This is a genomic window from Rhodococcus sp. NPDC019050 (genome assembly GCF_055664235.1).
In genome coordinates this window covers 112,958-138,283 of sequence record NZ_JBVOON010000003.1, presented here as the reverse complement: position 1 = coordinate 138,283, position 25,326 = coordinate 112,958, and the positions used below count along the sequence as shown (strand labels likewise).

At 68.3% G+C, this 25,326-nt stretch carries 23 protein-coding genes and 2 pseudogenes; 16 read left to right on the top strand and 9 right to left on the bottom strand.

The window, feature by feature from the left end:
- Positions 1–7: 7 nt before the first annotated feature.
- The 3 genes from purD (at position 8) to AC0B44_RS05200 (ending at position 4,351) form a co-directional block, all read left to right on the top strand.
- Entirely contained in the window at positions 8–1,261 is a 1,254-nt protein-coding gene (gene purD, locus AC0B44_RS05210; RefSeq protein ID WP_471901860.1) for a phosphoribosylamine--glycine ligase, read from the top strand.
- Between the two features lie 86 nt (positions 1,262–1,347).
- Positions 1,348–3,141 carry a CocE/NonD family hydrolase gene (locus tag AC0B44_RS05205; RefSeq protein ID WP_471901859.1) on the top strand — a complete coding sequence of 598 codons (1,794 nt, stop codon included), beginning with the start codon at positions 1,348–1,350 and terminating at the stop codon, positions 3,139–3,141.
- Between the two features lie 31 nt (positions 3,142–3,172).
- Positions 3,173–4,351: a pyridoxal phosphate-dependent aminotransferase gene (locus tag AC0B44_RS05200; RefSeq protein ID WP_471901858.1), complete on the top strand. Its 1,179-nt coding sequence runs from the start codon at positions 3,173–3,175 to the stop codon at positions 4,349–4,351.
- Positions 4,352–4,407: 56 nt separating this feature from the next.
- Here the strand turns inward: AC0B44_RS05200 and AC0B44_RS05195 are convergent, their stop codons facing one another.
- Positions 4,408–6,021: a GMC oxidoreductase gene (locus tag AC0B44_RS05195; protein ID WP_471901857.1), complete on the bottom strand. Its 1,614-nt coding sequence runs from the start codon at positions 6,019–6,021 to the stop codon at positions 4,408–4,410.
- 159 nt (positions 6,022–6,180) lie between these two features.
- Here AC0B44_RS05195 and AC0B44_RS05190 point away from each other — a divergent pair, with 159 nt between their 5' ends.
- The 7 genes from AC0B44_RS05190 to AC0B44_RS05160 all read left to right on the top strand — a co-directional run bounded on the left by AC0B44_RS05190 (position 6,181) and on the right by AC0B44_RS05160 (position 12,843).
- Positions 6,181–6,789 carry a TetR/AcrR family transcriptional regulator gene (locus AC0B44_RS05190; protein ID WP_471901856.1) on the top strand — a complete coding sequence of 203 codons (609 nt, stop codon included), beginning with the start codon at positions 6,181–6,183 and terminating at the stop codon, positions 6,787–6,789.
- Positions 6,790–6,819: 30 nt separating this feature from the next.
- Entirely contained in the window at positions 6,820–8,241 is a 1,422-nt protein-coding gene (gene purB / locus AC0B44_RS05185; protein WP_471901855.1) for an adenylosuccinate lyase, read from the top strand.
- A gap of 89 nt (positions 8,242–8,330) precedes the next feature.
- Complete coding sequence (locus AC0B44_RS05180; RefSeq protein WP_471901854.1) at positions 8,331–8,930, top strand: TetR/AcrR family transcriptional regulator; 600 nt, start codon at positions 8,331–8,333, stop codon at positions 8,928–8,930.
- Positions 8,927–9,355, top strand: coding sequence for an HIT family protein (locus AC0B44_RS05175; protein WP_471901853.1), 429 nt, complete (start codon positions 8,927–8,929; stop codon positions 9,353–9,355). The genes AC0B44_RS05180 and AC0B44_RS05175 overlap by 4 nt, the downstream gene beginning before the upstream one ends.
- 4 nt (positions 9,356–9,359) lie before the next feature.
- Entirely contained in the window at positions 9,360–10,964 is a 1,605-nt protein-coding gene (locus AC0B44_RS05170) for an L-lactate permease (RefSeq protein WP_471901852.1), read from the top strand.
- Positions 10,965–11,017: 53 nt separating this feature from the next.
- Positions 11,018–12,043 carry a Dyp-type peroxidase gene (locus tag AC0B44_RS05165; protein WP_471901851.1) on the top strand — a complete coding sequence of 342 codons (1,026 nt, stop codon included), beginning with the start codon at positions 11,018–11,020 and terminating at the stop codon, positions 12,041–12,043.
- Positions 12,040–12,843 (top strand): family 1 encapsulin nanocompartment shell protein, encoded by an 804-nt coding sequence (locus tag AC0B44_RS05160; protein ID WP_471901850.1) that lies wholly within the window; start codon positions 12,040–12,042, stop codon positions 12,841–12,843. Before AC0B44_RS05165 ends, AC0B44_RS05160 begins: the two co-directional genes overlap by 4 nt.
- A 69-nt stretch (positions 12,844–12,912) precedes the next feature.
- Here AC0B44_RS05160 and AC0B44_RS05155 read toward each other — a convergent pair whose 3' ends face one another.
- Complete coding sequence (locus AC0B44_RS05155; RefSeq protein WP_471901849.1) at positions 12,913–13,398, bottom strand: MarR family winged helix-turn-helix transcriptional regulator; 486 nt, start codon at positions 13,396–13,398, stop codon at positions 12,913–12,915.
- A 133-nt stretch (positions 13,399–13,531) separates the two neighbouring features.
- On the opposite strand from AC0B44_RS05155, the pseudogene AC0B44_RS05150 reads away from it, so the two are divergent.
- Both AC0B44_RS05150 and AC0B44_RS05145 read left to right on the top strand, forming a co-directional pair.
- A pseudogene (locus AC0B44_RS05150) lies at positions 13,532–13,804 on the top strand (aldo/keto reductase); the annotation flags it as partial.
- 20 nt (positions 13,805–13,824) lie between these two features.
- Complete coding sequence (locus AC0B44_RS05145) at positions 13,825–14,400, top strand: aldo/keto reductase (protein ID WP_471901848.1); 576 nt, start codon at positions 13,825–13,827, stop codon at positions 14,398–14,400.
- Between the two features lie 12 nt (positions 14,401–14,412).
- On the opposite strand, the gene AC0B44_RS05140 is transcribed toward AC0B44_RS05145, so the two are convergent.
- Complete coding sequence (locus tag AC0B44_RS05140) at positions 14,413–15,075, bottom strand: alpha-ketoglutarate-dependent dioxygenase AlkB family protein (protein WP_471902065.1); 663 nt, start codon at positions 15,073–15,075, stop codon at positions 14,413–14,415.
- 162 nt (positions 15,076–15,237) lie between these two features.
- Here AC0B44_RS05140 and AC0B44_RS05135 point away from each other — a divergent pair, with 162 nt between their 5' ends.
- The 3 genes and pseudogenes from AC0B44_RS05135 to AC0B44_RS05125 form a co-directional block, all read left to right on the top strand.
- On the top strand, positions 15,238–16,041 hold the full coding sequence (locus tag AC0B44_RS05135; protein WP_471902064.1) for an SDR family oxidoreductase: 804 nt from the start codon (positions 15,238–15,240) through the stop codon (positions 16,039–16,041).
- A gap of 74 nt (positions 16,042–16,115) precedes the next feature.
- A complete protein-coding gene (locus AC0B44_RS05130; RefSeq protein ID WP_471901847.1) occupies positions 16,116–17,087 on the top strand; it encodes a phosphotriesterase family protein in 972 nt (323 codons plus the stop codon).
- A 190-nt stretch (positions 17,088–17,277) separates the two neighbouring features.
- Positions 17,278–17,820 (top strand): annotated as a pseudogene (locus AC0B44_RS05125) (GNAT family N-acetyltransferase); the annotation flags it as partial.
- A gap of 57 nt (positions 17,821–17,877) precedes the next feature.
- Here AC0B44_RS05125 and AC0B44_RS05120 read toward each other — a convergent pair.
- Together AC0B44_RS05120 and AC0B44_RS05115 are read right to left on the bottom strand one after the other, a co-directional pair.
- Positions 17,878–18,600, bottom strand: a complete 723-nt coding sequence (locus AC0B44_RS05120; RefSeq protein ID WP_471901846.1) for a 2OG-Fe(II) oxygenase — start codon at positions 18,598–18,600, stop codon at positions 17,878–17,880.
- A gap of 55 nt (positions 18,601–18,655) precedes the next feature.
- Positions 18,656–19,096 carry a MarR family winged helix-turn-helix transcriptional regulator gene (locus AC0B44_RS05115; protein ID WP_471901845.1) on the bottom strand — a complete coding sequence of 147 codons (441 nt, stop codon included), beginning with the start codon at positions 19,094–19,096 and terminating at the stop codon, positions 18,656–18,658.
- Positions 19,097–19,172: 76 nt separating this feature from the next.
- Between AC0B44_RS05115 and AC0B44_RS05110 the strand changes: the two genes are divergently transcribed.
- Positions 19,173–21,029, top strand: coding sequence for an ABC transporter ATP-binding protein (locus AC0B44_RS05110; protein ID WP_471901844.1), 1,857 nt, complete (start codon positions 19,173–19,175; stop codon positions 21,027–21,029).
- Between the two features lies 1 nt (position 21,030).
- On the opposite strand, the gene AC0B44_RS05105 is transcribed toward AC0B44_RS05110, so the two are convergent.
- The 4 genes from AC0B44_RS05105 to AC0B44_RS05090 form a co-directional block, all read right to left on the bottom strand.
- Entirely contained in the window at positions 21,031–21,678 is a 648-nt protein-coding gene (locus AC0B44_RS05105; RefSeq protein WP_471901843.1) for an isochorismatase family protein, read from the bottom strand.
- A 26-nt stretch (positions 21,679–21,704) separates the two neighbouring features.
- Positions 21,705–23,318: a (2,3-dihydroxybenzoyl)adenylate synthase gene (locus AC0B44_RS05100; protein ID WP_471902063.1), complete on the bottom strand. Its 1,614-nt coding sequence runs from the start codon at positions 23,316–23,318 to the stop codon at positions 21,705–21,707.
- Positions 23,319–23,386: 68 nt separating this feature from the next.
- A complete protein-coding gene (locus AC0B44_RS05095) occupies positions 23,387–24,157 on the bottom strand; it encodes a 2,3-dihydro-2,3-dihydroxybenzoate dehydrogenase (protein ID WP_471901842.1) in 771 nt (256 codons plus the stop codon).
- The gene (locus AC0B44_RS05090) at positions 24,154–25,296 is read right to left on the bottom strand and encodes an isochorismate synthase (RefSeq protein WP_471901841.1); all 1,143 of its coding nucleotides are present in this window, start codon (positions 25,294–25,296) and stop codon (positions 24,154–24,156) included. The genes AC0B44_RS05095 and AC0B44_RS05090 overlap by 4 nt, the downstream gene beginning before the upstream one ends.
- Positions 25,297–25,326: the final 30 nt, after the last annotated feature.

The following is a 25,326-nucleotide window of genomic DNA, read 5'->3' as shown; positions in this document are numbered from 1 at the left end:
GTCCTGCGTGCGCGTACTCGTTATCGGCTCCGGTGCCCGTGAACATGCTCTCGCCCTGGCCCTGCGCCGCGACCCCGGAGTGACGGCCGTCATGGTCGCGCCCGGTAACGCCGGGACCGCCGCGATCGCCGAGCAGTTCCCGGTGGACGCGGCAGCCGCCGACGACGTGGTGGCGCTGGCGAAAGCCCAGAAGGCGGATCTCGTCGTCATCGGACCCGAGGTCCCGCTCGTGCTCGGCGTAGCCGACGCTGTCCGCGCGGCGGGGATTCCCTGCTTCGGCCCGTCTGCCGCCGCCGCGCGCATCGAAGGATCCAAAGCGTTCGCGAAGGATGTGATGGCCGCTGCGGGCGTGCGCACCGCCCACAGCGAAGTTGTGGACTCTCCCGCGCAGATCGACGAGGCACTCGACCGGTTCGGGCCCACCTGGGTCGTCAAGGACGACGGTCTCGCCGCCGGCAAGGGCGTCGTGGTGACCACCGACCGCGACGCGGCCCGCGATCATGCCGCGGAGATCATCGAGAACGGCCATCCGGTGCTGCTGGAGTCGTTCCTCGACGGCCCCGAGGTCTCGCTGTTCTGCCTGGTCGACGGCGAAACCGTGGTGCCGCTTCTTCCTGCCCAGGATCACAAGCGAGTGGGTGACGGCGACACCGGCCCGAACACCGGGGGAATGGGTGCCTACACGCCGCTCCCGTGGTTGCCCGAGGGCAGCGTAGAGCGCATCGTCCGTGACGTCGTCGAACCGGTCGCCGCAGAACTCGTCCGCCGCGGCTGCGGATTCTCCGGCCTGCTGTATGCGGGCCTTGCAATGGGCGCGGACGGTCCGGCCGTCGTCGAATTCAACTGCCGCTTCGGGGATCCCGAAACGCAGGCCGTGCTCGCCCTGCTCGAGTCGCCGCTCGGCACCGTGCTCGACGCGGTCGCCACCGGGACGCTCGACACTCTTCCCCCGTTGCAGTGGCGTGACGGCGCCGCGGTGACGGTCGTGCTCGCTGCCGAGTACTACCCGTCCACCCCGCGCACCGGGGATGTGATCGCCGGTGCAGACGGTGACAATGTGCTGCACGCCGGCACGAAGCGGGGGCCGAACGGTGAGCTGCTCTCGGCAGGTGGCCGCGTCCTCAGCGTGGTCGGTGTGGGCGACGATCTGGCCGCCGCGCGTGCCGACGCATACGCCACACTCGAGGGCATCAAGCTGCCCGGCGGTCACTTCCGCCGCGACATCGGGCTCGCCGCAGTGGAAGGCCGGATCACGCTGTAAGCGCAGGGAGTGGGCCTCGCAAGCCTTGCACCGACCAGGTGCATGTTGCACACTCTGTGCATCTTCTGACGTGCCAGGGGTGAAGCATGGTTTCGTGGCAACGAGCACTCACGCAGGATCCGACACCGCTACGGCACCACAATGTCGTGGGGTATCCGCTGCCCGACGACATCGTCGTCGAGCGTGATCTTCCCATCCGCACGGGCGACGGCACGATCCTGCGTGCCGACGTCTACCGGCCGCGTCATGCGCCCGACGAGCAACTGCCCGCGCTCGTCGCCGTCACGCCGTACGGCAAGGGCGTCGGCATCGACGACTACCCCGTCGACTTCGCGGCGCTCGCAGCATCGGGCGCGTTCGTCGGCGACATCGAGCTGAGTGAGGCCACCTCGTTCGAAGCCCCGGATCCCGGCTACTGGGTCCCTCGCGGATACGCCGTCGTCGTTGCAGACATGCGTGGTTGTTTCGCCAGCGACGGTCGCCCGAGGTTGCTGCTCAGCCGCGCTGCGGTGGACGCGGCGGCGGTGATCGAGTGGGCCGCGGAACAGACGTGGTGTACCGGCAGGGTCGGCCTCGCCGGGGCGTCGTACCTGGCCACACTGCAGTGGTACACCGCCGCGCTCCGCCCGCCGCACCTCGCGGCGATCGCCCCGTGGGAGGGCATCACCGACCCCTGCCGCGACACGCTCACCCACGGCGGAATCCCCGAGACCCGCTACAGCGAATTCTGGTACCGCGCGATGCACAGCGGTGCCCGCCCGGCATTCACATCGCTGCGACGCCTCACCCCGTGGCTGCTGCGTCGGTTTCCCGACCGATTCCGGCACGTCGCACCCCCGCCGCCCGACCTGGAAGGCGTGACCGTACCGGCCCTCGTCGGGGTGTCGTGGTCGGACCAGGGGCCCCGCAACCGCGGGTCGGTCGAGGGATACACCCGGCTGGGATCGTCGTACAAGTGGCTCTACACCCACGGCCGCAAGATGTGGCAGACCTACTACGGCGCCGAGGTCCTCGAGGTTCAGCGACGGTTCTTCGACCGGTTCCTCAAGGACGAGGCCAACGGCTTCGACCTCCTGCCGCGCGTGCGCCTGGAGACCAGGCACGACCTGCGCACCTACTCGGAACGGTTCGAACAGGACTGGCCCGTCCCCGGCACCCGCTACGTACCCCTCTATCTGGACCACGGCACCGGCACCCTGGAGAAGACCCTGCCCGACGAAGCGCAGTCGCGGCGCACGTTCCCCGTCGCAGGCGACGAGCTGACCTTCACCACCATGTTCACGGAAGACACCGAGGTCACCGGGCACGCTGCCCTGCGCTTGTGGGTCCAGGCCAAGGATGCCAACGACATGGACCTGTTCGTCGGCCTCAAGAAACTCGACGCGAGTGGCCGGGACGTGTGGTTCGAAGGGCACGGCGGATACGAGGAAGGCTTCGTGGCGCACGGCTGGATTCGCGTGTCGCATCGCGCCCTGGACACCGAAGCGTCGACCGCCTACCGGCCCGTCCTCGACCTCACGAAGTACTGGCCGCTACTGCCCGGCCAACTGGTTCCCGTCGACATCGAGATCATGCCGCACAGCACGTTCTTCGAGGCGGGCTCGACCCTCGTCCTCGTCGTCTCCGGTCACGACCTGGATGGCAATCCCGCGGTCGGTCACGACCGCACTGTCAACCGGGGTTTCCACATCGTGCACGCCGGTGGCGACTTCGACTCGCACCTGCTGCTGCCCGTCGTCCCTGCTGGTCCGCCCGCGCCCCTCGCCGTCGACGCCGCCGAGAACAGCAGCGGGCAAACCGGGCAGGCACCGCTCGCCGTGCTGGACGAAGTGCCTCACGCGTGGTCGGCGCTCGCGCACGGTCAACGGGCCGGTCTCTAGCGGCTCGCTGCGCAGTACTACCGTCGATCACGTGCGCACCGAATCGCGACGTTCCGGAATCGAGACGTTCCACGTCATGGACGTGTGGAAGGCGGCTGCCGAACGGCAACGCTCCCACGGTGACGTCCTGAGCCTGGCGGCGGGCCAGCCTTCGACGCCGGCGCCCACGCCCGTGCTCCGCGCGGCCGTACAGGCCATCGATGCGGAACTGCTCGGTTACACCGAAACCTTCGGGATCCTGCCGCTGCGCGAAGAAATCGCCGCGTATCACCGGGACCGTTACGGAATCGACGTCGACGCGGACGACGTCGTCGTCACCACCGGATCGTCGGGCGCGTTCACGTTGCTGTTTCTCGCGGCCTTCGACCCAGGGGACACGGTCGTCGTCGCACGACCCGGATATCCCGCCTACCGCAACACTCTCGCTGCGCTCGGGTGCCGAGTCGTCGAACTCGACTGCGGCCCGGAGACGCGATACCAGCCGACGGTCGCGATGCTCGAAGCGCTCGACGCTCCGCCGGCGGGCGTGATCGTCGCGAGTCCCGCCAATCCGACGGGCACCATGATCGAACCCGACGAACTCGCCGCGCTCGCCCGCTGGTGCGACGAGCACGACGCCCTGCTCGTCTCCGACGAGATCTACCACGGCATCGAATTCGGAACGCACGGCTCGCCCGCGGCGTCGACGGCCTGGGCCACCTCGCGGGAGTCCGCCGTGGTGGGGTCGGTGTCGAAGTACTTCTCCATGACGGGATGGCGCCTCGGCTGGATGCTGGCTCCCGAATCGCTGCGTCCCGCGCTGCAACGGCTCGGCTCGAACATGACGGTGTGCCCGCCGTCGATCGCGCAGTTCGCGGCGATCGAGGCGTTCGGTACCGAAGCGCGCGCCGAACTCGACGCCCATGTGTCGCGGTACGCCGTCAACCGCGAGTTGTTGCTCACCGGGTTGCCCGATCTCGGCATCACCGACCTCGCTCCCGCGGACGGCGCGTTCTACGTCTACGCCGACATCGAGCATCTGCTGCTCTCCGGGGAGACGTCGACTGCGTGGTGTGCGCGCCTGCTGCACGACACCGGCCTCGCGCTCGCGCCCGGCGTCGATTTCGATACCGTGCGCGGCGACCGGACCGTGCGATTGTCGTTCGCCGGCGCCACCTCCGACGTCACCGCCGCGCTGGACCGGCTCGCCGGCTGGCTGCCGCTGCCCTGACTGTGTCGCTGCCCTGACTGTGTCGCTGCCCTGACCGCCGCCGGGCGCGCGGTGGACTAACGGCCGTCCGCGACGATCCGGGCGAGGTTGCGTTCGGCGAGCGCCGCGATCGTCAACGAGGGGTTCACGGTGCCGGTACTGCCCGGGATCAGAGCACCGTCCACGACGTACAGCCCCGGATGCCCGTGGACGCGCCCGTAGCCGTCGGTCGCATCGCCCAGCACGACGCCGCCGAGCGGGTGCGCCGTGAACGAGGCGTTGACGTCCTCGGCCATCGGCGGGGCGCCCACGACGGTGCCACCCGCGGCGGCCATCGCGTTGTGGACCTCACGCAGGGCCGCGACACTCGCGAGTTCACCGCCCGCCGGCCAGTCGACGATCGTCCGTCCGGTCGCGGCGTCGTAGACCATTTCCGCGCGCGTGGGGTCCAGCGTCATCCCGAGCGACGCGAGCATGCCCACATCCTTCGCCGTGCCTGCGACGAACCAGTTCTCGAGGCTCAGCGGCAGACCGGACTCGTCGACGATCCGCGACGCGGACGGTGCGCCCTGGTCTCCGCCGAACCCGTCGGTGAACGCGAGGGAACGGACGAGCACGGCGTCGCCGTTGGTGCCCCAGCCCCGGCCCACGTGCTCGTTGAGCCGCGGCAGCGACCCGGTGTGACGGGCTTTCACGAGCAGTTCGGTCGTGCCGATCGATCCGGCGCCGAGTACGAGACGGTCGCACGTCAGGGTCGTCGTGTTCAGTACCGCGCCGGTCGGATCGACTTCCTGCACCTCGACCAGGTACCGGCCGCCGGATTCCTGGCCGATGGCGAGAACCCGGTGTCCGTGACACACCAGCGCGCGCCCGGTCGCTTCCGCTGCCGGAATGTAGTTCTGTGTCAGGTCGAACTTCGCGCCGTTGGAGTTGCCGAGGTTGCTCTCTCCGGCGACGGCGGAACGCCGCACCGCGCCGGCCAGTTCGGCCCGGACCACATCCCAGTCCCAGATGCCGTCGATCCGGTGCGGCGAGTACCCCGCGGCCCGCGCGTCGTCGTCCCAGCGGCGGGAGTGCGTGAACTCCGGTGCGTGATAGATGTCGTCGGGCATCGGGTCGAGACGCAGCATCGACCGGACCTTCGGGTACCACGTCGCGGCCATGTCGTCGTAGCTCAACCGGTCACCGAAGACGTGCTCGAAGAAGCGTTGCTCGGGCGCGATCATCACGCCGCTGAACACGACCGACCCGCCACCGACGGCCGCGCCGCGCCACACCGACATGTTGGGGTAGTCGACGACGTCGAGGACACCGGCGAAGTCGTCGCACTGCACCGGGATGCCGGTCGGGCCGGTGAAGTGCGTGCGGTGGTAGTAACCACGGCCGTCGGCCAGCAGGTCGGAGGTGAAGATCTCGCGCCACGGGTCGCGGGGCCAGCGCATACCCCGCTCGAGCACGGTGACCTTGCTCCCGGCTTCCGCCAGGCGGAGCGCGGCGACACTCGCCCCGAACCCCGAACCGACGACGATCACCTCCGAGTGCTGCGGAGGCACCGGCGAAGGTGTGAAGAGTTCGGGAACGCTCTCGCGTAACGTGTCGAGCCCGACGGGCAACGCCGAAGCGACCCGGAGGGGGCCTGCCGGCAATCCGAACGCGGCGACGGCCGCCCCGAGGGCGGATGCCTGAAGCATGCGGCGACGTCTCATCCGGGTACGGCTCCGATCGTTCGTGAAAAGGCGGGCGGACCGACCGATCCGGCCCTCGAACCGACGACTGCAGGCGCAATCGTACCGGGTGGTATCAACTGGCGTTTTCCCCTGGTGAGCGCCCCGGGCTGTCACGATGTGACTGTGACTACCGCGGCCACACCGAAAGGCGAACGGCGCCGGCAGGCGCTGGTCGAGGCTGCGGCGGATCTGATTCTCGAGGGCGGTCTCGACGCGGTGCGCCACCGCGCGGTCGCGACGCGCGCGGGTCTCCCTCTGGCTTCGACGACCTACTATTTCGACTCCCTCGAGCATCTCGTGATGTGCGCCATGCAGCACAACGGCGCCCGCGACCTCGAGATCATGCGCGCGCGCGTCGAGGACGTTCCGCCCTGTCCGCGCAGCCTCGAGAAGACCGCCGATCTGGTCCTCGACCTGCTCGTGGGGAACGCGGGGTCCGATGACGACCGGGACCGGCTCGTCGCCCGCCACGAGGGATGCGTCGCCACCGTGCGGCATCCGGAACTGCGCGAAGCACAAATGGGCATTCGGGAGCAGGTCGACGAGGTGCTGACCGAGTTGCTCGAACGGTGCGGCCGCGCAGTCCGGGTACCGCAGTTGCACACCCTCGCGGTGGTGGTCGACGGAGCCGTGCTGTGCGGGCTCGGCGACCTCGATCCCGACCCGCGCGCCCTGGCGAGGACGATCCTCCTCGACGTCATGCACTCGGTCGCGCCGCCTGCCGAACCATGAGTCCGGACACGGAACGTAAACTGGCCACTCGTGAGCCACATCCCGAACGTCCTTGCCACTCGCTACGCCAGCCCCGAACTGAGGGAGCTGTGGTCACCGGAGCACAAGATCGTGCTCGAACGGCAGCTGTGGATCGCGGTTCTCCGTGCGCAGGCCGAACTCGGAATCGACGTGCCGGCCGAGGCGATCGTCGACTACGAGCGGGTCGTCGACCAGGTGGACCTCGCGTCCATCGCCGACCGCGAGCGCGTCACGCGCCACGACGTCAAGGCCCGTATCGAGGAGTTCAACGCCCTCGCCGGTCATGAACACGTCCACAAGGGCATGACGAGCCGCGACCTCACCGAGAACGTCGAGCAGCTTCAGATCCTGCGGTCGCTCGAACATGTGCACGCGCACGGCGTCGCTGTCGCGGCGCGACTCGCGGAACGGGCCGCAGAGTATTCGTCGTACGTGATGGCGGGCCGCTCGCACAATGTGGCCGCGCAGGCCACGACCCTCGGCAAGCGTTTCGCCTCGGCCGCCGACGAACTGCTCCTGGCGCTGCAGCGGGTCCGCGAGCTCATCGAGCGGTACCCGCTGCGCGGCATCAAGGGCCCGATGGGCACCGCACAGGACATGCTCGATCTGCTCGGCGGAGACGCCGCGAAGCTCGCGCAGCTCGAGGAGAAGATCGCGCAGCACCTCGGGTTCTCCCACGTGTTCACCAGCGTCGGGCAGGTGTACCCGCGTTCGCTGGACCACGACGTGCTGTCGGCTCTCGTGCAGGTCGGAGCCGCTCCGTCGTCCTTCGCGCACACCATCCGCCTCATGGCAGGGCACGAACTGGTCACCGAAGGCTTCCAGCCCGGCCAGGTCGGGTCGTCCGCGATGCCCCACAAGATGAACACCCGGTCCTGCGAGCGGGTCAACGGCCTGCAGGTCGTGCTGCGCGGGTACGCGTCGATGGCCGCAGAACTCGCCGGTGCGCAGTGGAACGAAGGCGACGTGTTCTGCTCCGTCGTGCGCCGTGTCGCGCTGCCCGACGCGTTCTTCGCGATCGACGGCCAGATCGAGACCTTCCTGACGGTGCTCGCAGAATTCGGCGCGTATCCCGCGGTGATCGAGAAGGAACTCGTCCGCTACCTGCCGTTCCTGGCAACCACGAAGGTGCTCATGGCGGCCGTGCGCGCCGGCGTCGGCCGGGAGACCGCACACGAAGCCATCAAGGAACACGCGGTGTCGGTGGCGCTCGCGATGCGCGAGCAGGGCCGCGAACCCGACCTGCTCGACCGCCTCGCCGCGGACGACCGGCTGCCGCTCGACCGCGCCGCACTCGACGAAGCACTCGCCGACCGCTCGGCGTTCGTCGGTGCCGCCGACGCGCAGGTGAGCGCGGTGATCGCAGCCGTACAGGAGCTGGTGGACCGGTACCCGGACGCCGCTCGCTACTCGCCGGCGCCGATTTTGTAGTAAGTAGGGGGGGCTACGGGGGAGTCCCGAGGGGATAGCTGCACAACACAGGGGAGGAAACAGTGCTCGAGAAAACGAGCCCTGGAAGGGTGCGGAACGCGACGCGAACGCGGAGTGCGCTGCTGGACGCCGCGCTCGAAGTGTTCTTGCGAGACGGGTATGCCGCGGCGGCGACGGAGGACATCGTCGCGGTCGCGGGGGTGACCCGCGGCGCGCTCTACCACCACTTCGCGAACAAGCGGGATCTGTTCCGAGGTGTCGTCGAGCGTGTGCAGCTCGAGGCGGAGGAGACTCTGAAACCCGGCGAAGCCATCGACGATCCGTGGGCGCGTTTCACCGCGGCGGTGCTGGCGTCTCTCGACGTGGTCAACGACCAGCCGAAGCGCCGGTTGCTGCTCATCGAGGCACCTGCCGTTCTCGGATGGGCCGAAGTGCGTGAGGCACACCGTCATTCGACGCTTCGTCTCATCGAGCGGATGCTGATTGCGCTGTACCCCGACACGCACCGGTCGATGTCCACCCGCACTTCCGTGCTCGCGCATCTGCTCGTCGCGGCTGTCGAGGAGGCGATGCTCTATCTCGCGCACAGTGACGACCCGGCGGGGGATCGGCCCACCGTGCAAGCCGAACTGCTGCGCCTGCTCAGCACCGCGCGCGAGCCGGTTGCCGCGGAGGCGCCGGTCCGGTGAGCGAGTGCATCGTCTGCGCCATCGTGGCCGGTGACGCCCCGGCGAGCATCGTGCTCGACGAACCGGACGTCCTCGCCTTCATGGACATCCGGCCGTTCACACCGGGGCACCTGCTCGTGGTGCCGAAGCGGCACGCGTCGGGACTGGCGCAACTCGACCCCGATGACGGCGCGAAGGTGTTCGCCGCCGGGCAGCGCATTGCCACGGCGATGCGGGCGAGCGACCTGCCGATCGACGGTGTGAACCTTTTCCTGGCCGACGGTGTCGCCGCCGGCCAGGAAGTGTTTCACGTCCACCTGCACCTGGTGCCGCGCACGAGCGGTGACGGATTCGGTATCCGTGCGCGTGCGCAGACCCCGAACCGGACGGTGCTCGACGGCACCGCAACCGCCCTGCGCACCGCCGTGGAGTCGTTCGGGGCATGATGCGGTGACAGGCACGTACATCCAGCCGATCTCACCGATCGGCGGCTCGCTCGCGTGGTCGGCACTCGTCGCGGCTCTTCCGCTGTTGACGATGCTCGTGCTTCTCGCGGTGTTCCGGTTCAAGTCGCACGCCGCGGTGGCGGTGGCGGTGCTGGTCGCACTCGTCGTCGCAACGGCCGGGTACGGCATGCCCGTCGGGTCGGCGCTCAGCGCGGGCCTCGAGGGTGCGGTATTCGGCCTGTTCCCGATCATGTGGACGGTCCTCAACGCGGTCTGGGTGTACCGCCTGACCGTCGAGTCCGGTCACTTCGACGTGCTCACACGCGCATTCGCCCGGATCTCGCCGGACCATCGCATCCTTACGATCGTCATCGCGTTCCTGTTCGGCGCGCTGCTCGAAGCGGTCGCCGGGTTCGGTACTCCCATCGTCGTCGCGACGGTCGTGCTCATCGGTGCCGGACTGCCCCCGATTCGTGCGGCAGCGGCGTCGCTCCTCGCGAACTCGGTGGTGACACCGCTCGGCGTGATGGGCACACCGATCCTGACTATGTCGCGGGTGTCGGAGATCCCCGTCGACGAGATCGGTCCGGTCGTCGCCCGGCAGGTGTGCCTGCTCGCCGTGTTCGTGCCCTTGGTGCTCGTCGCAGTGGTCGGTGGGCGTCGCGGTGTGCGCGAGACGTGGCCCGTCGCGCTCGTGGTCGGGGTCGCGTTCGCTGCCGCGCAGTTCCTCTGCGCGAGTTACCTGACCGTGGGACTGAGCAATATCGCGGGTGCGGCGGCCGGTCTGGTCGCGCTGCTGATCGTGCTGAAGGTGTGGACTCCGACGCCGGACGCCACGCGCACCGGTGGGGAAGACCGCATCCACGACACGCGCCGCAGGACGATCGAGGCGTTCGCGCCGTACGCGCTGATCGTGGTTGTCTTCCTGGTCAGCCGTCTCGGTCCGGTCGAGTCGTTCCTGTCCAACGCGACCTTCGCGTTCGACTGGCCGGGTCTCGACGTGACGGGCGCCGACGGCAGAGTCCCGACGGCGGAGACCTTCAACCTCAATCTGCTCACGGCACCGGGGTCGCTCGTGTTCGTCGCCGCGCTGCTCTCGGTGATGGTGCTCCGTGTCGCCTCGGGTGACGCACTGCGGTGCCTCGTCGCTGCGGTCGTCCAATTGCGCTGGTCGTTCGCGACCGTCACCGCAGTCCTGGCGCTCGCCTACGTGATGAACCTGTCGGGGCAGACCACCACCATCGGCCAGTTCCTCGCGGGGGCCGGCGCCGCGTTCGCACTGCTGTCCCCGCTGCTCGGCTGGCTGGGTGTGCTGGTGACCGGATCCAACACCGCGTCCAACGCGATGTTCGGAAGCCTCCAGGTCTCGGCGGCGCAACAGGCAGGACTCGACCCGACCGTGCTCGTCGCCGGGAACATGGCCGGCGGCACCGCAGGCACCCCGATCGCGTTGCAAAACCTGGCGCTGGTCTCGTCGGTGCAGGGATTGTCCGGCCGGGACCGACTGCTGCTGCGGCGCCTGGCGCCGATCAGCGTCGCGATGGTCGTCGTCCTGGCCGTGCTCGTCTGGTTGCAGACCACGACCGTGCTCTCGTGGATGGTGCCGTAAACGCATCGGGACGTAGTGGTGCTGTGACCGCTCACGTGAACTACGGTTGGTCCGTGGTGCGCTCACAACCGATATTGACCCCGCTCACCGAGGCGGCGATCTTTCTCGTCGTCACCATCGACGAGGGACGAGAAGACGACGTCCGGAGTCTTCTCGAAGACCTGTCCGGTCTGCGACGGTCCGTCGGTTTCCGGATTCCGGACGGTGGCCTGTCGGTCGTGACGGGCATCGGTTCGGAGATGTGGGACCGACTGTTCGACGGTCCGCGTCCCGCCGATCTGCACCCGTTCGTCCCGCTCGACGGCGGCCGGCACAGTGCGCCGTCCACACCCGGCGACCTGCTGTTCCACCTCCGCGCGTCGTCGACGGATCTGTGCTTCGAACTGGCGGCGAAGATCAACGACCGCCTGCGTGGCGCGGCGACCGTCGTCGACGAAACCCACGGCTTCCGCTACTTCGAGCGTCGCGACCTGCTCGGTTTCGTAGATGGCACCGAGAATCCGGAAGACGAGGAGGCGGTCGACGCCGCGCTCGTCGGCGACGAGGATCCCGAGTTCACCGGCGGCAGTTACGTGATCGTGCAGAAGTACCTGCACGACCTCTCGACCTGGAACAACATCAGTGTCGAAGAGCAGGAACGCGTGATCGGCCGGACGAAACTCGACGACATCGAACTCGACGACGCCACCAAGCCCGCGAACTCGCACGTCGCGCTCACCAGCATCGAGGACGAAGACGGTGAGGAACGACAGATCCTCCGCGCGAACATGCCTTTCGGCAGTTTCGGAGCCGACGAGTTCGGCACGTACTTCATCGGTTACGCCGCGACACCGGACGTGACCGAGCAGATGCTGCGCAACATGTTCCTGGGAAATCCGCCCGGCAATTACGACCGCATTCTCGACTTCTCCACGGCGGTCACGGGTTCTCTCTTCTTCTGCCCCACCGCAGAGATGCTCGACGATCTTCCGCCCGCACCGACGGACGTATCCGTCGCCGCCGACACCGGTGCATCGACACCGCCGGCTACCGACGGTTCACTCGGAATCGGTGCTCTCAGAAGGAGTTCAACGCTGTGAACAATCTCTATCGTGACCTCGCTCCGATAACCGACGCGGCGTGGGCCGAGATCGAGGAGGAGGCGACGCGCACGTTCAAGCGGCACGTCGCCGGCCGCCTCGTCGTCGATTTCTCGGGTCCGCACGGCACCGACTTCGCCGCGGTCGGCCTCGGCCGGTTGCGAGAAGTCGATTCCCCCGCCGCGGGAGTCCGGGCGCGTCAGCATCGGGTCGCGCCCCTCGTCGAACTCCGCGTGCCGTTCACGCTCTCGCGTGAAGAACTCGACAACGTCGAGCGCGGCGCCGCCGATGTCGATCTCGATGCCGTCAAGGAAGCGGCGCGGCAGATCGCGTTCGCCGAAGACCGGGCGATCTTCGAGGGTTACGCCGCCGCCGGTATCGAGGGCATCCGCGCCTCGTCGTCCAACACCGCGCTGCAACTGCCCGACGATCCGCGCGACATTCCCGAGACCATCAGCCAGGCGCTGTCCGAGTTGCGACTCGCCGGTGTCGGCGGGCCGTACCACGTGCTGCTCAGCGCCGACGAGTTCACCAAGGTCAGCGAAACGTCCGATCACGGCTATCCGATCCGGGAGCAGATCAGACGTCTGATCGACGGGGACATCATCTGGGCTCCCGCGATCGACGGAGCGTTCGTGCTCACCACCCGTGGCGGCGACTACGACCTGCAGGTCGGGCAGGACCTGTCGATCGGCTACCTCTCGCACGACAGTGAGAACGTCCAGTTGTACTTCCAGGAGTCGTTCACGTTCCTCGTGTACACGAGCGAAGCGTCGGTTCCGCTGATCTCGCACCACTGAGCAGTGGCCACCACTGAGCAGTCCGGCCACCACTGAGCAGCGGCGCAGCCGGAGGCCGGGAACCGGTGCCTAACGGTGCTGGGTCCCGGCCTTCAGCGCTGCGGCGTTGACCCGAACGAGTGCGGTGTGGAGCGCCTCGAGTTCGGCGATATCGACACCGAGGGACTCGACCACCTCGCCGGGTACCGACTCCGCCTTGCGGCGCAGTGCCCGGCCTTCGGCGGTGAGGTCCACGACGAGTTGCCGCTCGTCGACCGTGCTGCGCTCGCGCGTGAGCAAGCCGAGGGCTTCGAGCCGCTTGAGCAACGGTGACAGCGTGGGGGAGTCGAGTTGCAGCACGCCCCCGATGTCCTTGACCGTCATCGGTGCCCGTTCCCAGAGGGCGAGCATCACCAGGTACTGCGGGTGCGTGAGACCGAGCCGGTCCAGAATCGGACGGTAGACCGCGAGTACGGCGCGGTTGGCGACGGCGAGCGCGAAGCACACCTGCCGGTCGAGTGCCAGAGGATCGTCGCCGGAGGAGGGGGTCTGCGCTGCCGGAATATCGACGCTCATGGCCTGACAATACCGAACCCGACGAGGGCCGTATCGGGGTGATCGGGGGTCGGGTCCACCGGACGACCGGGATGCCGGGCGACGCCCGTCGCTCTTGACCTCGAGTGCAGTCGAGGTCGTAGCGTCATCGTTCATGACGGTTGCGACGTGGACATCCGACACCGCGCCCCTCCAGGGCCTGGGCCTGATGCGACTGACGGACGACGGGTGGGGCGACGACGACCGTGACCCCGCCCGCCTGGTCCGGGCCGCCGTCGATGCCGGCGTGTCCGTGCTGGACACCGCCGAAATGTACGGAAACGAGGAAGTGGTCGGCCGTGCACTCGGCGGCTGTCGCCAGGACGTCACGTTGTGCAGCAAGTTCGGCGTCTATTGGGGCCATCGGGCCGGATGGACGATTGGAGCGTCCGCGCGGATCCTGCGACAGTGCGTTCGGCCATCGACGGTTCGTTACGGCGTCTCGGCGTCGACCATCTGGACCTCTACTATCTGCATCACCGCAGCGAGGAGACACCCATCGAGGAGACCGTCGCCGCGATGGCCGAACTGCACCGAGCCGGGAAGATCGGTGCGCTCGGGTTGTCCAATGTCACGCTCGACGACATCCGGCGCGCACACGCTGTGCACCCGATCGCCGCGGTCCAGTTGGAGTGGTCCCTCGCGCAACGCGGCGTCGAAACCCTGCTCCCGACTCTCGCCGACCTGGGGATCGCGCTGGTCGCGTATTCGCCACTGGGGCACGGCAGCCTGACTCACTCCGCCGGCAATCCTCTCGGGCAGGCCCTTGCCGACATTGCTGCGCGAGAAGGAGCGACACGTGGCCAGATCGCCCTCGCGTGGGTTCATCATCGCGCTCGCCGGGTCGCCGGCGCGGTCGTTCCCTTGCCCGGAACCACGAGCATCACGCATCTTCACGCCAACATCGCCGCCGCCCGGATCGAACTCTCCGGGAGTGACGTCGCAGCCCTCGAGGACGCTGCGCGGCAACTCGGCGACCGTTGAGTCGGGGTTCGGTCAGTCCAGGCCGGTCGCGCGCAAGGTGATGTTCAGCCGGCCGCCGGACAGTCCCACCTGTGCGCTGCCGGTGTCGGGGAAGACGACGGGCACACCGTGAAAGGCGAATCGTGACGGCCCGCCGAACACGAACAGGTCGCCGGATTCGAGACGAACATCGGTGTACGGGCGGCCCCGCGACTCGCTGTTGCCGAAGCGGAACGTGCAGGCGTCGCCGATGCTCAGCGACACGATCGGGGCCGCGACCCGTTCGTCCTTGTCCTGGTGCATGCCCATGCGCGCGTCGTGATCGTAGAAGTTGATCAATGCGGCGTCCGGTGTGTAGTCCGCTCCCGCGGCCGCGTCCTGATACGCATCGGCGACCGCGCGCCGCCCGAGATCGACGAGCAGGTCGGGGAGGGGCGCGACGGGCGCATCGTCGACGTCCACCGCTGTGCGGCTGTACCGGTAGGGGGACCAGTGCCAGCCGAGGCACACCGTACGCACCGACATCTGCCCGCCGCCCGGTAACACGGTGTGCCGCATCGGCGCCGGGCCCCGTGCCCACTCGCGGCAGAGTTCCACCAGTTCTCGCTGCTGGTCGACATTCAGCCAGTCGGGCACGTGCACCGCACCGGGCGCGATCTCGCGGCGCGGACGGGGGATGGAGAACAGTTCGTTCACGGTCAGGGTCACTCTCGGCGGATCGTGGCAATGCGTCCGTCTCCAGGATGCCAAGTCCCGGCACGGACGACGACTTGCCCCCGCGTCGTCCGGTGTTCGCCCTATAGTCCGGTGCAGCGTGCGACAGTGCGGGCAGCGAGCATCACGACCGAGAGGGGTCCGGTGAAGGTTGACGGCAAGGTAGCCATCGTGACGGGTGGCGGCGGTGGAATCGGTGGCGCTCTCGCGGCCAGGCTCGTGGCAGAAGGCGCCCGTGTGGTCGTGGCCGACCTCGACGAGGACGCCGCTCAGCGTGTCGTGGACGCTCTCGACGGCACGTCGACGATCGCGGTGGGAGGCGACGTCTCCGACACCGACGCGATCCGTGGTCTCGTGGAGCGTGCCGAAGCGGAGTTCGGGCCGGTCGACCTGTATTTCGCGAACGCCGGCATCACCGGCCCGCCCGGACTCGATATCGGCGAATCCGCCTGGGATCAGGTCCTCGACGTCAATCTGCGCGCCCACATCCGTGCTGCGAACATTCTCGTGCCCGGATGGGTGGAGCGGGGCGAAGGGTATTTCGTGAGCACCGCATCGGCTGCCGGTCTTCTCACCCAAATCGGGTCGGCGGCGTATTCGGTGACCAAGCACGCCGCGGTCGGGTTCGCCGAGTGGCTGTCGGTCACCTACGGCGACCGCGGTGTGCGAGTGTCGTGCCTGTGCCCGATGGGCGTCAACACTCCACTGTTGTACGCGGGAAAGAACTCCGACAGCGAACTCGGCGCGCTCGCCACCCGCGCGGTGACCGGGGCCGGGGCGGTTCTGGAACCGGACGATGTCGCGGAAGTCGTGCTCGGCGCGCTGGAAGAAGAGCACTTCCTGATCCTTCCCCACCCCGAAGTCCTCGAGATGTACCGGCACAAGGGCGCAGACTACGACCGCTGGTTGAGCGGCATGCGCCGGTACCAGCAGTTCCTCCGAGGCTGAGCCCGCGCAGGTAGGAAATGTGGTCCCGCCGAAACCCGGTCCGTGTCCGCTCGTGGTGACATAGCCTCTGCGCCATGGCATCTGTCGACACCGTCCGCGGCCCCGCCGACACCGGTGATCTCGGTCGTGTCCTCATGCACGAACACGTATTCGTGCTCGGGGAGGAAATGCGCGAGAACTACCCCGAATACCCGACGAGGTGGGACGAGGACCTGCGCGTCGACGACGCGATCTCGAAACTGCGCGCATTGTCGGACCGCGGAATCGACACGATCGTCGATCCCACCGTGATCGGACTCGGCCGGTACATACCGCGGATTCAGCGCATCGCCGAACACACCGACATCAACATCCTTGTCGCGACCGGTCTGTACACCTACAACGAATTGCCGTTCCAATTCCACTATGTCGGACCGGGAATGCTGTTCGACGCTCCCGAACCGCTGACCGAGTTGTTCGTCCGGGACATTCGGGAGGGCATCGCCGGCACGGGTGTGAAGGCGGCGATGCTCAAGTGCGCGATCGAAGCGCAAGGCCTCACTCCCGGAGTGGAGCGCGTGATGCGCGCGGTCGGCCGGGCGCACGTGGAAACGGGCGTTCCGATCACGGTGCACACCAATCCGCACACCGAGTCGGGTCTCGTCGCGCAGCAGGTCCTAGCCGAGGAAGGTGTCGACCTGACGAAAGTCGTGATCGGGCACAGCGGAGATTCCACGGACCTCGACTACCTCCGGAAGATCGCCGACGCCGGGTCGATTCTCGGGATGGACCGCTTCGGGCTCGACCTGCTGCTGCCGTTCGAACAACGCGTCGCCACCGTGGCCGCGCTGGCAGACCTCGGATATGCGGACCGCATGGTGCTCGCGCATGATGCGTCGTGCTTCATCGACTGGTTCCCCTACGACGTGAAGGAACTCGCGGTACCGAACTGGAACTACAACCACATCAGCGACGACGTGTTGCCCGAACTCCGCGAACGGGGCGTCAGCGACGAGCAGATCACCACGATGCTCGTCGACAATCCGAGACGGTTCTTCGAATCCTGAGCGCTGCGCACCGACGGCACTACCAAGGAAGCTGCCGACACTGAGCCCGTCGTGCAGACCGAGCCGAGCGTGCGCCTCGACGGGTCCGGAAGGTTCGGCGGGCCGCAAGGTCGATCAATACAGTGGAGTCATGACATCGCACGGTTTGCCGCCCACGGTTGCTCGCGGCGTCGGGGTGGACACCGACACTGCAGTGAAGGGCGTCCGCCCCGGTCGACCCCGTCGCCCCGAGGAGCGCGCTGCCGACGTGACGGTGCGCCCGCTCGAAGGTCGAGACTGGGTTGCGGTGCGGCGGATCTACGGTGAGGGGATCGCCACCGGAACCGCGACCTTCACCACCGAGGTTCCCGCTCTCGAGGTGCTCGACAAGGTGTGGCTGCCCGACCACCGTTGGGTCGCCGAGATCGACGGGTGCGTCGTCGGGTGGGCGGCGTTGAGCCCGGTATCGAGCCGCGAATGCTATGCCGGGGTGGCGGAGAACTCGATCTACGTCGCCGACGGGATGCGCGGGCGCCGGGTAGGCAAGGCGCTGCTGCGCATCCAGGTCGATGCCGCCGACGAGGCGGGGTTGTGGACGCTGCAGACCTCGATTTTCCCGGAGAACCGCACCAGTCTCGCTCTGCACCACTCGGAGGGATTTCGCACAGTGGGTGTCCGTGAACGCATCGGCAAGCTCGCCGGCGTATGGCACGACACCGTCCTGCTCGAACGCCGGTCCGAGACGGTGATCTGACAGACCCGGTGTACCTCGCGGGACGGGGCATGCGTCGGCCGCGGATCTCGCCGCGCTTCAGGCGGCGTCGTGCAGCACCAGCCCGAGGGTGCGTCGCAGCCCGGACCGGACGGTACTCACGCCGTGCCGCACCGGCGAGCGCGTCCACCCCCGGGCGCCGCGCGTCGGGCGGTCGCGGGTGGTGAAGATCAGCCCGTGCCCTTGCTCGATGACGTTGGCGGTGCCGCGGGACTGAGCGCGGGGCCGCTGCTCGAGGAGGAGAAACTCGCCGCCGGTGTAGTCGACACCGGGGCGGTCGAGCCCGATCACGACCTGCAGCGGAAACGCGAGATCGCCGTACAGATCGCGGTGCAGCGCATTCCAGTCGCCGCCGACGTACCGCAGCATCAACGGTGCGGGCTTGGGCTGGCCCGCGGCATGACCCATTTCCAGCCACTCGTCGAAGTCGTCGGGCCAGGGCGCAGGATCGCCGAGCCGCGCTGCCCAGTCGCGCGCGGGCGCCAGCAGGTGCCGATAGAAGATCCTGCGGAGTTGGGCCACCTGTTTCGGTACGGGCGTACCGAAGTACTTGTAGGTGCCGTGGCCGTAGCGGTGGCGGGCCATGTCGACGGTCGTCCGGAAGCGGGCGTCGTCGTCCCACATCGACAGGATCTCTGCGCGCTCGGCCGGTTCGAGCAGCGGGCCGGTGGCGGCGCAACCGTAGTTGTCGAGTTCCTCGGTGAGCTGCGTCCAGGGCAGAGCGTCCACGCGCGCGGCCAACTTCGGGGTGTGGTGCGTCATGCGGCCTCCTTCGGTCTTGTCGGGTAAACGCGCCGGAGGAGGAGAATGTGAGATGTCAGCGGGGCGCGTCGTCCACGAGTTTGCGCAGGAGCCGCGAGAGGTCGGCCCGCTCGGACGCGTCGAGCCGGGAGAACACCTCTGCGGCGTCCGTGTCGCGTGCCGCATCGAGTTCGGAGAGAACGGTGCGTCCGTCGCCGGTGAGCTGGACACACACCGCGCGGCGGTCGGCGGGATCGGCGAGGCGCTCGGTGAGTCCGCGGGATTCGAGCCGGTCGACCACCTCGGTGGCCGAACGGGGAGCGATGCGCAGGGCCTTCGCCACAACTCCCAGGCGGATCGGGGTATCGCTCTCACCGATGACCCGCAGAGCCCGATGCTCGTGGGGAGAGAGTTCCCACGGCTGCAGGAGGTCGTGCCAACGGCGCCGGAGGGTGCGCGTGGCGCCCATGAGCAGATCGCGCAACACCACGGGGGAATCGGACATGGCCCGGATCATACCTCACTTGACAGCTACCTCTTAATGAGGCAACCTCAGCAAGTACGTACGAATGCAGAATCGAGGTGGTGTGCACATGATGCATCCCCCACCAGGTCGAGGCGGCCCCTCCCGTGGCCGCGGAAAAATCGATCCCAAGGACGTCGAGCAGCTACGCGAATCTCCCGTCAGCCTGCGCCGGATCGGCGCGCTCTTCGCCCCTTATCGTCGCCAGATCGCGCTCGTGGTCGTGCTGATCGTCGCCTCGTCCGCCGTCTCGCTCGCGACACCGTTCCTCGTCCGGGCCGTCATCGACGACGCGATTCCGCACCAGAACGTGAGCCTGCTGCTGTGGGCGGTGGGCGGCATGCTCGCCGTCACCGTGATCAGTTCCCTGTTCGGGGTGGTGCAGACCTGGATCTCCACCACCGTCGGCCAGCGGATCATGCACGGCCTGCGCACCCGGGTCTTCACGCACCTGCAACGGCAGTCCCTGACGTTCTTCACCCGCACCCGCGGCGGCGAGATCCAGTCGAGGCTGACCAACGACATCGGCGGCATGCAATCCGTGGTCACGACCACCGCCACCTCGCTCGCCGCCAACATCACGACCGTGGTCGGCACCGCGATCGCCATGGCCGTGCTGAGCTGGCGACTGTCCCTGCTGTCGCTGATCGTGCTTCCGCCCGCCATCTGGCTCACCCGCCGCGTCGCCCAGATGCGACGGGCGATCACCACCCGCCAGCAACGCCGCCTCGCCGACATCCAGACCCAGATCGACGAAGGTCTGTCGGTCAGCGGTGTGCTGCTCGGCAAGACCCTCGGCACCGGGCCCGCGCTGTCGGACAAGTTCGCGAAAACCTCCGCCGATCTCGCCGATCTCGAGGTGCACGCCCAACTCTCGGGCCGGTGGCGCATGGCCACCATGAACATCATTTTCGCCGCGATTCCCGCGGTGCTCTATCTCGTCGCCGGTCTACCGGCGACCTCCGGAGGCATGACCATCGGCACCCTCGTCGCCTTCACCGGCCTGCAGGGCGCGCTCTTCCGGCCGCTCATGAGCCTGCTCGACGTCGGCGTGTCCGTCACCAGTTCGCTCGCGCTGTTCAGCCGCATCTTCGAGTACCTCGACCTGGCGGTCGACATCGACGAGCCCGCCGATCCGGTGCCGGTCGATCCGGCGAAGGTCGCCGGCAGGGTCCGCTTCGAGAATCTGAGCTTCCGGTACGACGGGGCACACCGCCTCGCGCTCGACGGGATCGACCTCGACGTACCGGCCGGCGCCCGCGTCGCGCTCGTCGGTGAGACCGGATCGGGCAAAACCACCCTCGGGTCGCTCGTCGCGCGGCTGTACGACCCGACGGCGGGACGGGTGACGATCGACGGAATCGACCTGCGCGACATGCGACTCGCCGACGTGGCCGCTCTCGTCGGAGTCGTGTCGCAGGAGACGTATCTGCTGCACGCCACGGTCCGCGAGAACCTGCGCTACGCCCGGCCGGACGCCACCGACGCGGAGATCGAGGACGCCGCGCGTGCCGCGCACATCCACGACCTCATCATGTCGTTGCCCGACGGTTACGACACCGTCGTCGGCGCCCGCGGGCACCGTTTCTCCGGCGGCGAGAAGCAGCGACTCGCGATCGCCCGCACCCTCCTGCGCGACCCGCGGATCCTGGTGCTCGACGAAGCGACGAGTGCTCTCGACAACGACACCGAACGCGCGGTGCAGCAGGCGCTCGACAACGCGCGGGCCGGACGGACGACGATCACGATCGCGCACCGCCTGTCCACCGTCCGCGACGCCGACGAGATCGTGGTCCTCGATCACGGCCGGATCATCGAGCGGGGTACCCACGACGCGCTCGTCGCGCTCGGCGGTAAGTACGCCGCGCTCGCTCGTCGCGACGATCGCACGGTCTCCGAGCACGACGACCGGTCCGTCGGGGTGTGACTCAGGCGCGCACCGACGAGCGCGTGAGCGCACGCGCGACCTCGTCGGTGGGCAGCACCACCGCACATCGCGACGCGACGTAGGTCAGGGCATCGACGTGCTCACGCTGCGAGAAGTCTGCGGTGCCGTCCGAAACGAAGAAGACCTGGATGTCGTTCATGAAACCGTCCAGCGCGGTGGTGAGACAGCCGATGTGGGCGTACACCCCGGTGACGATCAACTGGTCGCGACCCCACGCGCGCATCCGTTCGAGAAGATCTGTGCGGATGAAGGCGCTGTACCGCCATTTGGTGAGCATGGTGTCGCCCTCGTGCGGCGTCAGGTCCGCGATGATCGACGTTTCGGTCGGATCCTCGGACAGCCCGGGACCCCAGAAGTCCGACAGCAGCGCACGATCCGCCGGGTCCTGGTCTCCCGGTTGTGCGGTGTAGACCACCGGAACTCCGACCTCGTGGGCGGTGTTGCGCAGCAGGTCGATGTGCGGAACCACGGTGGCGAGCGGATCGGCCGTACGGTCGAACGACCGCACGAAGTATTCCTGCATGTCGTGGACGAGCAGCACGGCACGGTCCGGATCGATCAACCACGACGCCACGTTCGACGGTTGCTCGTCGGGAAGGGAATAGGACACGGACTTCGGCAGAGCCATCGATCTTCGCTTTCTGGAGGGTGACGTCAGTTCTGGAGGGTGGCGGTCAGCGCCCGGCGGAGTTCGTTGCGGCTGATCTTGCCGACACCGGTCACCGGGAACGCGTCGACGAAAAGCACCTTGTCGGGGATCTTGTATGCAGCGAGTCCTCGTTCTCGCAGGAAAGCCTTGAGTGCGAGCGCTTTCGGCGCCTCGCCCTCGGTCACGACGAAGGCGCACGTCCGTTCACCGAGGTACTGGTCGGGCATCGAGACGACCGCAGCATCGAGCACTGCGGGGTGGGCGATGAGGTGGTTCTCGACCTCCTCGGCCGCGATCTTCTCGCCACCCCGGTTGATCTGGTCTTTCGCCCGGCCTTCGACGACGAGGTAACCGTGCTCGGTGATGCGCACGATGTCGCCGGTGCGGTAGAAACCGTCTGCGGTGAACGCCGTCGAATTGTGCTCGGGCGCGCCGTAATAGCCACGGATGGTGTACGGGCCGCGGGTGAGAAGGTGCCCGGGGGCGCCGAAGAGGACCGGTTCGCCGGCGTCGTCGACCACACGGATCTCGTCGTGCGGGCTGATCGGGCGGCCCTGGGTGTGGACGATCGTGTCCTCGTCGTCGTCGAGGCGGGTGTAGTTGACGAGACCCTCCGCCATGCCGAACACCTGCTGCAGTGTGCAGCCGAGTTCCGCCCGTACACGTTTTGCCGCCTCGGCCGGAAACTTCGCGCCACCGACCTGCAGTACCTCGAGCGACGAGAGGTCGCGCTCGGTGCGGGCCCGCGCCGCCAACCACGCCTGGGCGAGCGGTGGCACCAGCGAAGCCATGGTGACGCGCTCGGCTTCGATCAGCGCGAAAGCGGTGTCCGGGCTGGGATCCGGTGCCAATACGACGGTTCCGCCGGCGTGGAGGACACCGAGGATTCCCGGTGAACTCATCGGGAAATTGTGCGCGGCCGGAAGCACGACCAGCATCCGGGTGTCTTCGCCGACCCCGCAGATCCGTGCCGACTCGCGCACCGAGTAGAGGTAGTCGGCGTGCGTACGGGGGATGAGTTTCGGTGTCCCCGTCGTGCCGCCGGACAACTGGAGGAACGCGACGGATTCCGCATGGACGTCGGCGATGGGCGCAGGTTCGTGCTCACGCAACGAGGCGAGCGAGACGAATTCACCGGCGTCCCCGGCGACGACGACCGCGGGCGGATTGTCCAGCGCACCTGTGACTTCACGAGCGAGCGTGCGGTAGTCGAATCCGCCGTGTTCGGCAGCGACGATGTAGGCCGCAGCGTCCGCGAAGCGGCAGAAGTAACCGATCTCCGATGCGCGGTGCGCCGGCAGCGCGAACACCGGCAACGCTCCGAGACGGAAGACCGCGAAGAGGACTTCGGTGTACTCGACGATGTTCGGCAACTGCAGCAAGACCCGGTCGCCGGCCCGGATACCGAGATGCGCGAGTCCGGTCGCGATCCGTGTGGCGGACTCGTCGAGATCCCGGTAGGTCAGCTGCCGGCGCACGCCAATGGCGTCCGGTCCCACGACCGCGACCCGGTCGGCGAATCGCGCACCGCGGTTCGCTGCGAACTCCGCGAACGTTTCCCCGGTCCAGTACCCGGCGCCGCGGTACAACTCGCTGAAGTCCTCGGGAAAGCGGGCGATGTCGGCGAGCGCACTGCGCCGGAGGCCGGAGGTCACGAAATGATTCCTTTCGAGGGGCGGAACGGGACTCAGGCACGCAGGGTCGCGCCGCCGTCCACGTAGAGGGCTTGCATGGTGATGTGCCGGGCACGGTCGGAGAGCAGGAACTCGATCGAATCCGCGATGTCGGACGGCTCGGCGATGCGGCCGAGCGGAATTCCGACCTTGAACTGTGCCGGATCGCCGTCGATGGCGCTGCGTGCGCCGTCGTCGTCGTCCGGGTTCTCCCACAGCGACCGTTGCATCGCGGTGTCGGTGGAGCCGGGTGCGACGATATTGGCGCGGATCCCGTACTGCGCGAGTTCGAGTCCGGCGACGCGCACGATCATGGTGGCGGCCGCCTTCGACGATCCGTACGCGCCCATGCCCATTCGGGGGACCCCGGCGGAGTTCGAGCCGACCACGACGACCGACCCCGATCGACGCTGCCGCATCGCGCGCCCGACCGCGCGCAGTACCGACAGCAACCCGGTCACGTTGACGTCGAACATGCGTTGCCAGTCGTCCGGATCGGAGTCGAGTACGGATCCGGTGGTGAACACGCCCGCGACGTGCGCCAGGTGCTCGATGGGCCCGTGGTCGGATTCGATGCTGTCGACGGCGAACTCGAGGGCGTCGTGGTCGCGGATGTCGACCGGATACACCGGTGCGTAGCCTCCGATCAGCGCTGTGGTCTTGCGCAGGCCGGCGGGGTCGCGGTCGAGCAGCGCGAGGCGGTGTCCGGCGCGGGCCAAGGTGACGGCGGTGGCGCGGCCGATGCCCTGTGCGGCACCGACGACGAGCGTGACGGGAGCGCTCATCGGCGTACTCCGAACGCGTCGAGAACGGTCCCGAATTTGACGCTGGTCTCGGCGAGTTCGTCGGCGGGATCGGAATCGGCGACGATGCCTCCCCCCGCGTAGGCGGTGAGTGTGGTGCCGTCCGCGTCGAGGACCGCGCACCGGATGGTCACCATCCACTCGCCGTCCCCCTGGGAGTCACACCACCCGACCGCACCCGCGTAGAACCCGCGGTCACCTTCGACGTCCCGGATGAATTCGCGTGCCGCCTCGGTCGGTGTACCGCAGACCGCGGGGGTCGGATGCACCGCGAGGGCAAGGTCGAGCGCCGTGGTGGACGGGTCGCGCAGACGCCCCGAGACCGACGTGCCGAGGTGCCACAACTGTCTGGTGCTCGTGAGCGACGGCGACCGGGGTATGTCGAGGTCGGTGCACAGCGGTTCGAGCGCGGAGCGCAGCGCGCGGACCACATGCGCATGCTCGGCGCGATTTTTCGCGGACTCCGCGAGACGCTCGCCGGCCACGCGATCGGAGGCGGGGTCGGCATGGCGCGGCGCCGACCCCGCGAGGGGATGGGCCGTGACCCGGTCGCCGCGGCGCCGGATGAGCACCTCCGGGCTCGAGCCGATCAACTGCCGTCCGCGCCACGGATCACCGGCGGGCGTGAGATCGACGGCGAAACCGTTGCCGGCGGGGTCGTTTCCGGCAAGGCGTGCGACGAGGTCGGCGGCCCGGACCGGCAGTTCGGACCGCAGACGGAGCGCGCGTGCGAGAACGACCTTGACGAGGTCGTCGTCGTCGGAGCGCAGCAGAGCGAGTGCGGCGGTCACCCGGTCGAGGTGTGTGTTTTCCGCCGGAATCGCCTGCACGACACGCATGGCGGGGAGAACGGGTGACGGGACACCGACCGGCCCGGAAGTGTGCTCCAGTGTGTGCGGCGCCGTCAGTGCGACGGGGTGGGCGGGATCGAAGGGGAGCGCACCGACGAGTGCCTGCACGCGCCCTGTCCGCAGGGCCGCGGCGGCGGCGTCGGCCCGGTCGAACCGGTCCTCGATCCCTCCGGCGATCACGGTGCCGTGGGGGCGGGACAACACGAACGGGCGAGCAACGGTCCGCTCGGCACAGTCGGGTGTCGGTGTGTCGACAACCGATGTCTGCATGCTCGAACCTCTCGATAGCGGAGTGAGACG

Excerpts from the sequence above, each read along its gene's own strand:
- AC0B44_RS05095 (WP_471901842.1), bottom strand. The coding sequence starts at position 24,157 with ATGAGCGCTCCCGTCACGCTCGTCGTCGGTGCCGCACAGGGCATCGGC.
- AC0B44_RS05120 (WP_471901846.1), bottom strand. The coding sequence starts at position 18,600 with ATGACGCACCACACCCCGAAGTTGGCCGCGCGCGTGGACGCTCTGCCC.
- AC0B44_RS05130 (WP_471901847.1), top strand. The coding sequence starts at position 16,116 with ATGGCATCTGTCGACACCGTCCGCGGCCCCGCCGACACCGGTGATCTC.
- AC0B44_RS05195 (WP_471901857.1), bottom strand. The coding sequence starts at position 6,021 with ATGCTTCAGGCATCCGCCCTCGGGGCGGCCGTCGCCGCGTTCGGATTG.
- AC0B44_RS05205 (WP_471901859.1), top strand. The coding sequence starts at position 1,348 with ATGGTTTCGTGGCAACGAGCACTCACGCAGGATCCGACACCGCTACGG.
- AC0B44_RS05110 (WP_471901844.1), top strand. The coding sequence starts at position 19,173 with ATGATGCATCCCCCACCAGGTCGAGGCGGCCCCTCCCGTGGCCGCGGA.
- AC0B44_RS05115 (WP_471901845.1), bottom strand. The coding sequence starts at position 19,096 with ATGATCCGGGCCATGTCCGATTCCCCCGTGGTGTTGCGCGATCTGCTC.
- AC0B44_RS05105 (WP_471901843.1), bottom strand. The coding sequence starts at position 21,678 with ATGGCTCTGCCGAAGTCCGTGTCCTATTCCCTTCCCGACGAGCAACCG.
- AC0B44_RS05090 (WP_471901841.1), bottom strand. The coding sequence starts at position 25,296 with ATGCAGACATCGGTTGTCGACACACCGACACCCGACTGTGCCGAGCGG.
- AC0B44_RS05155 (WP_471901849.1), bottom strand. The coding sequence starts at position 13,398 with ATGAGCGTCGATATTCCGGCAGCGCAGACCCCCTCCTCCGGCGACGAT.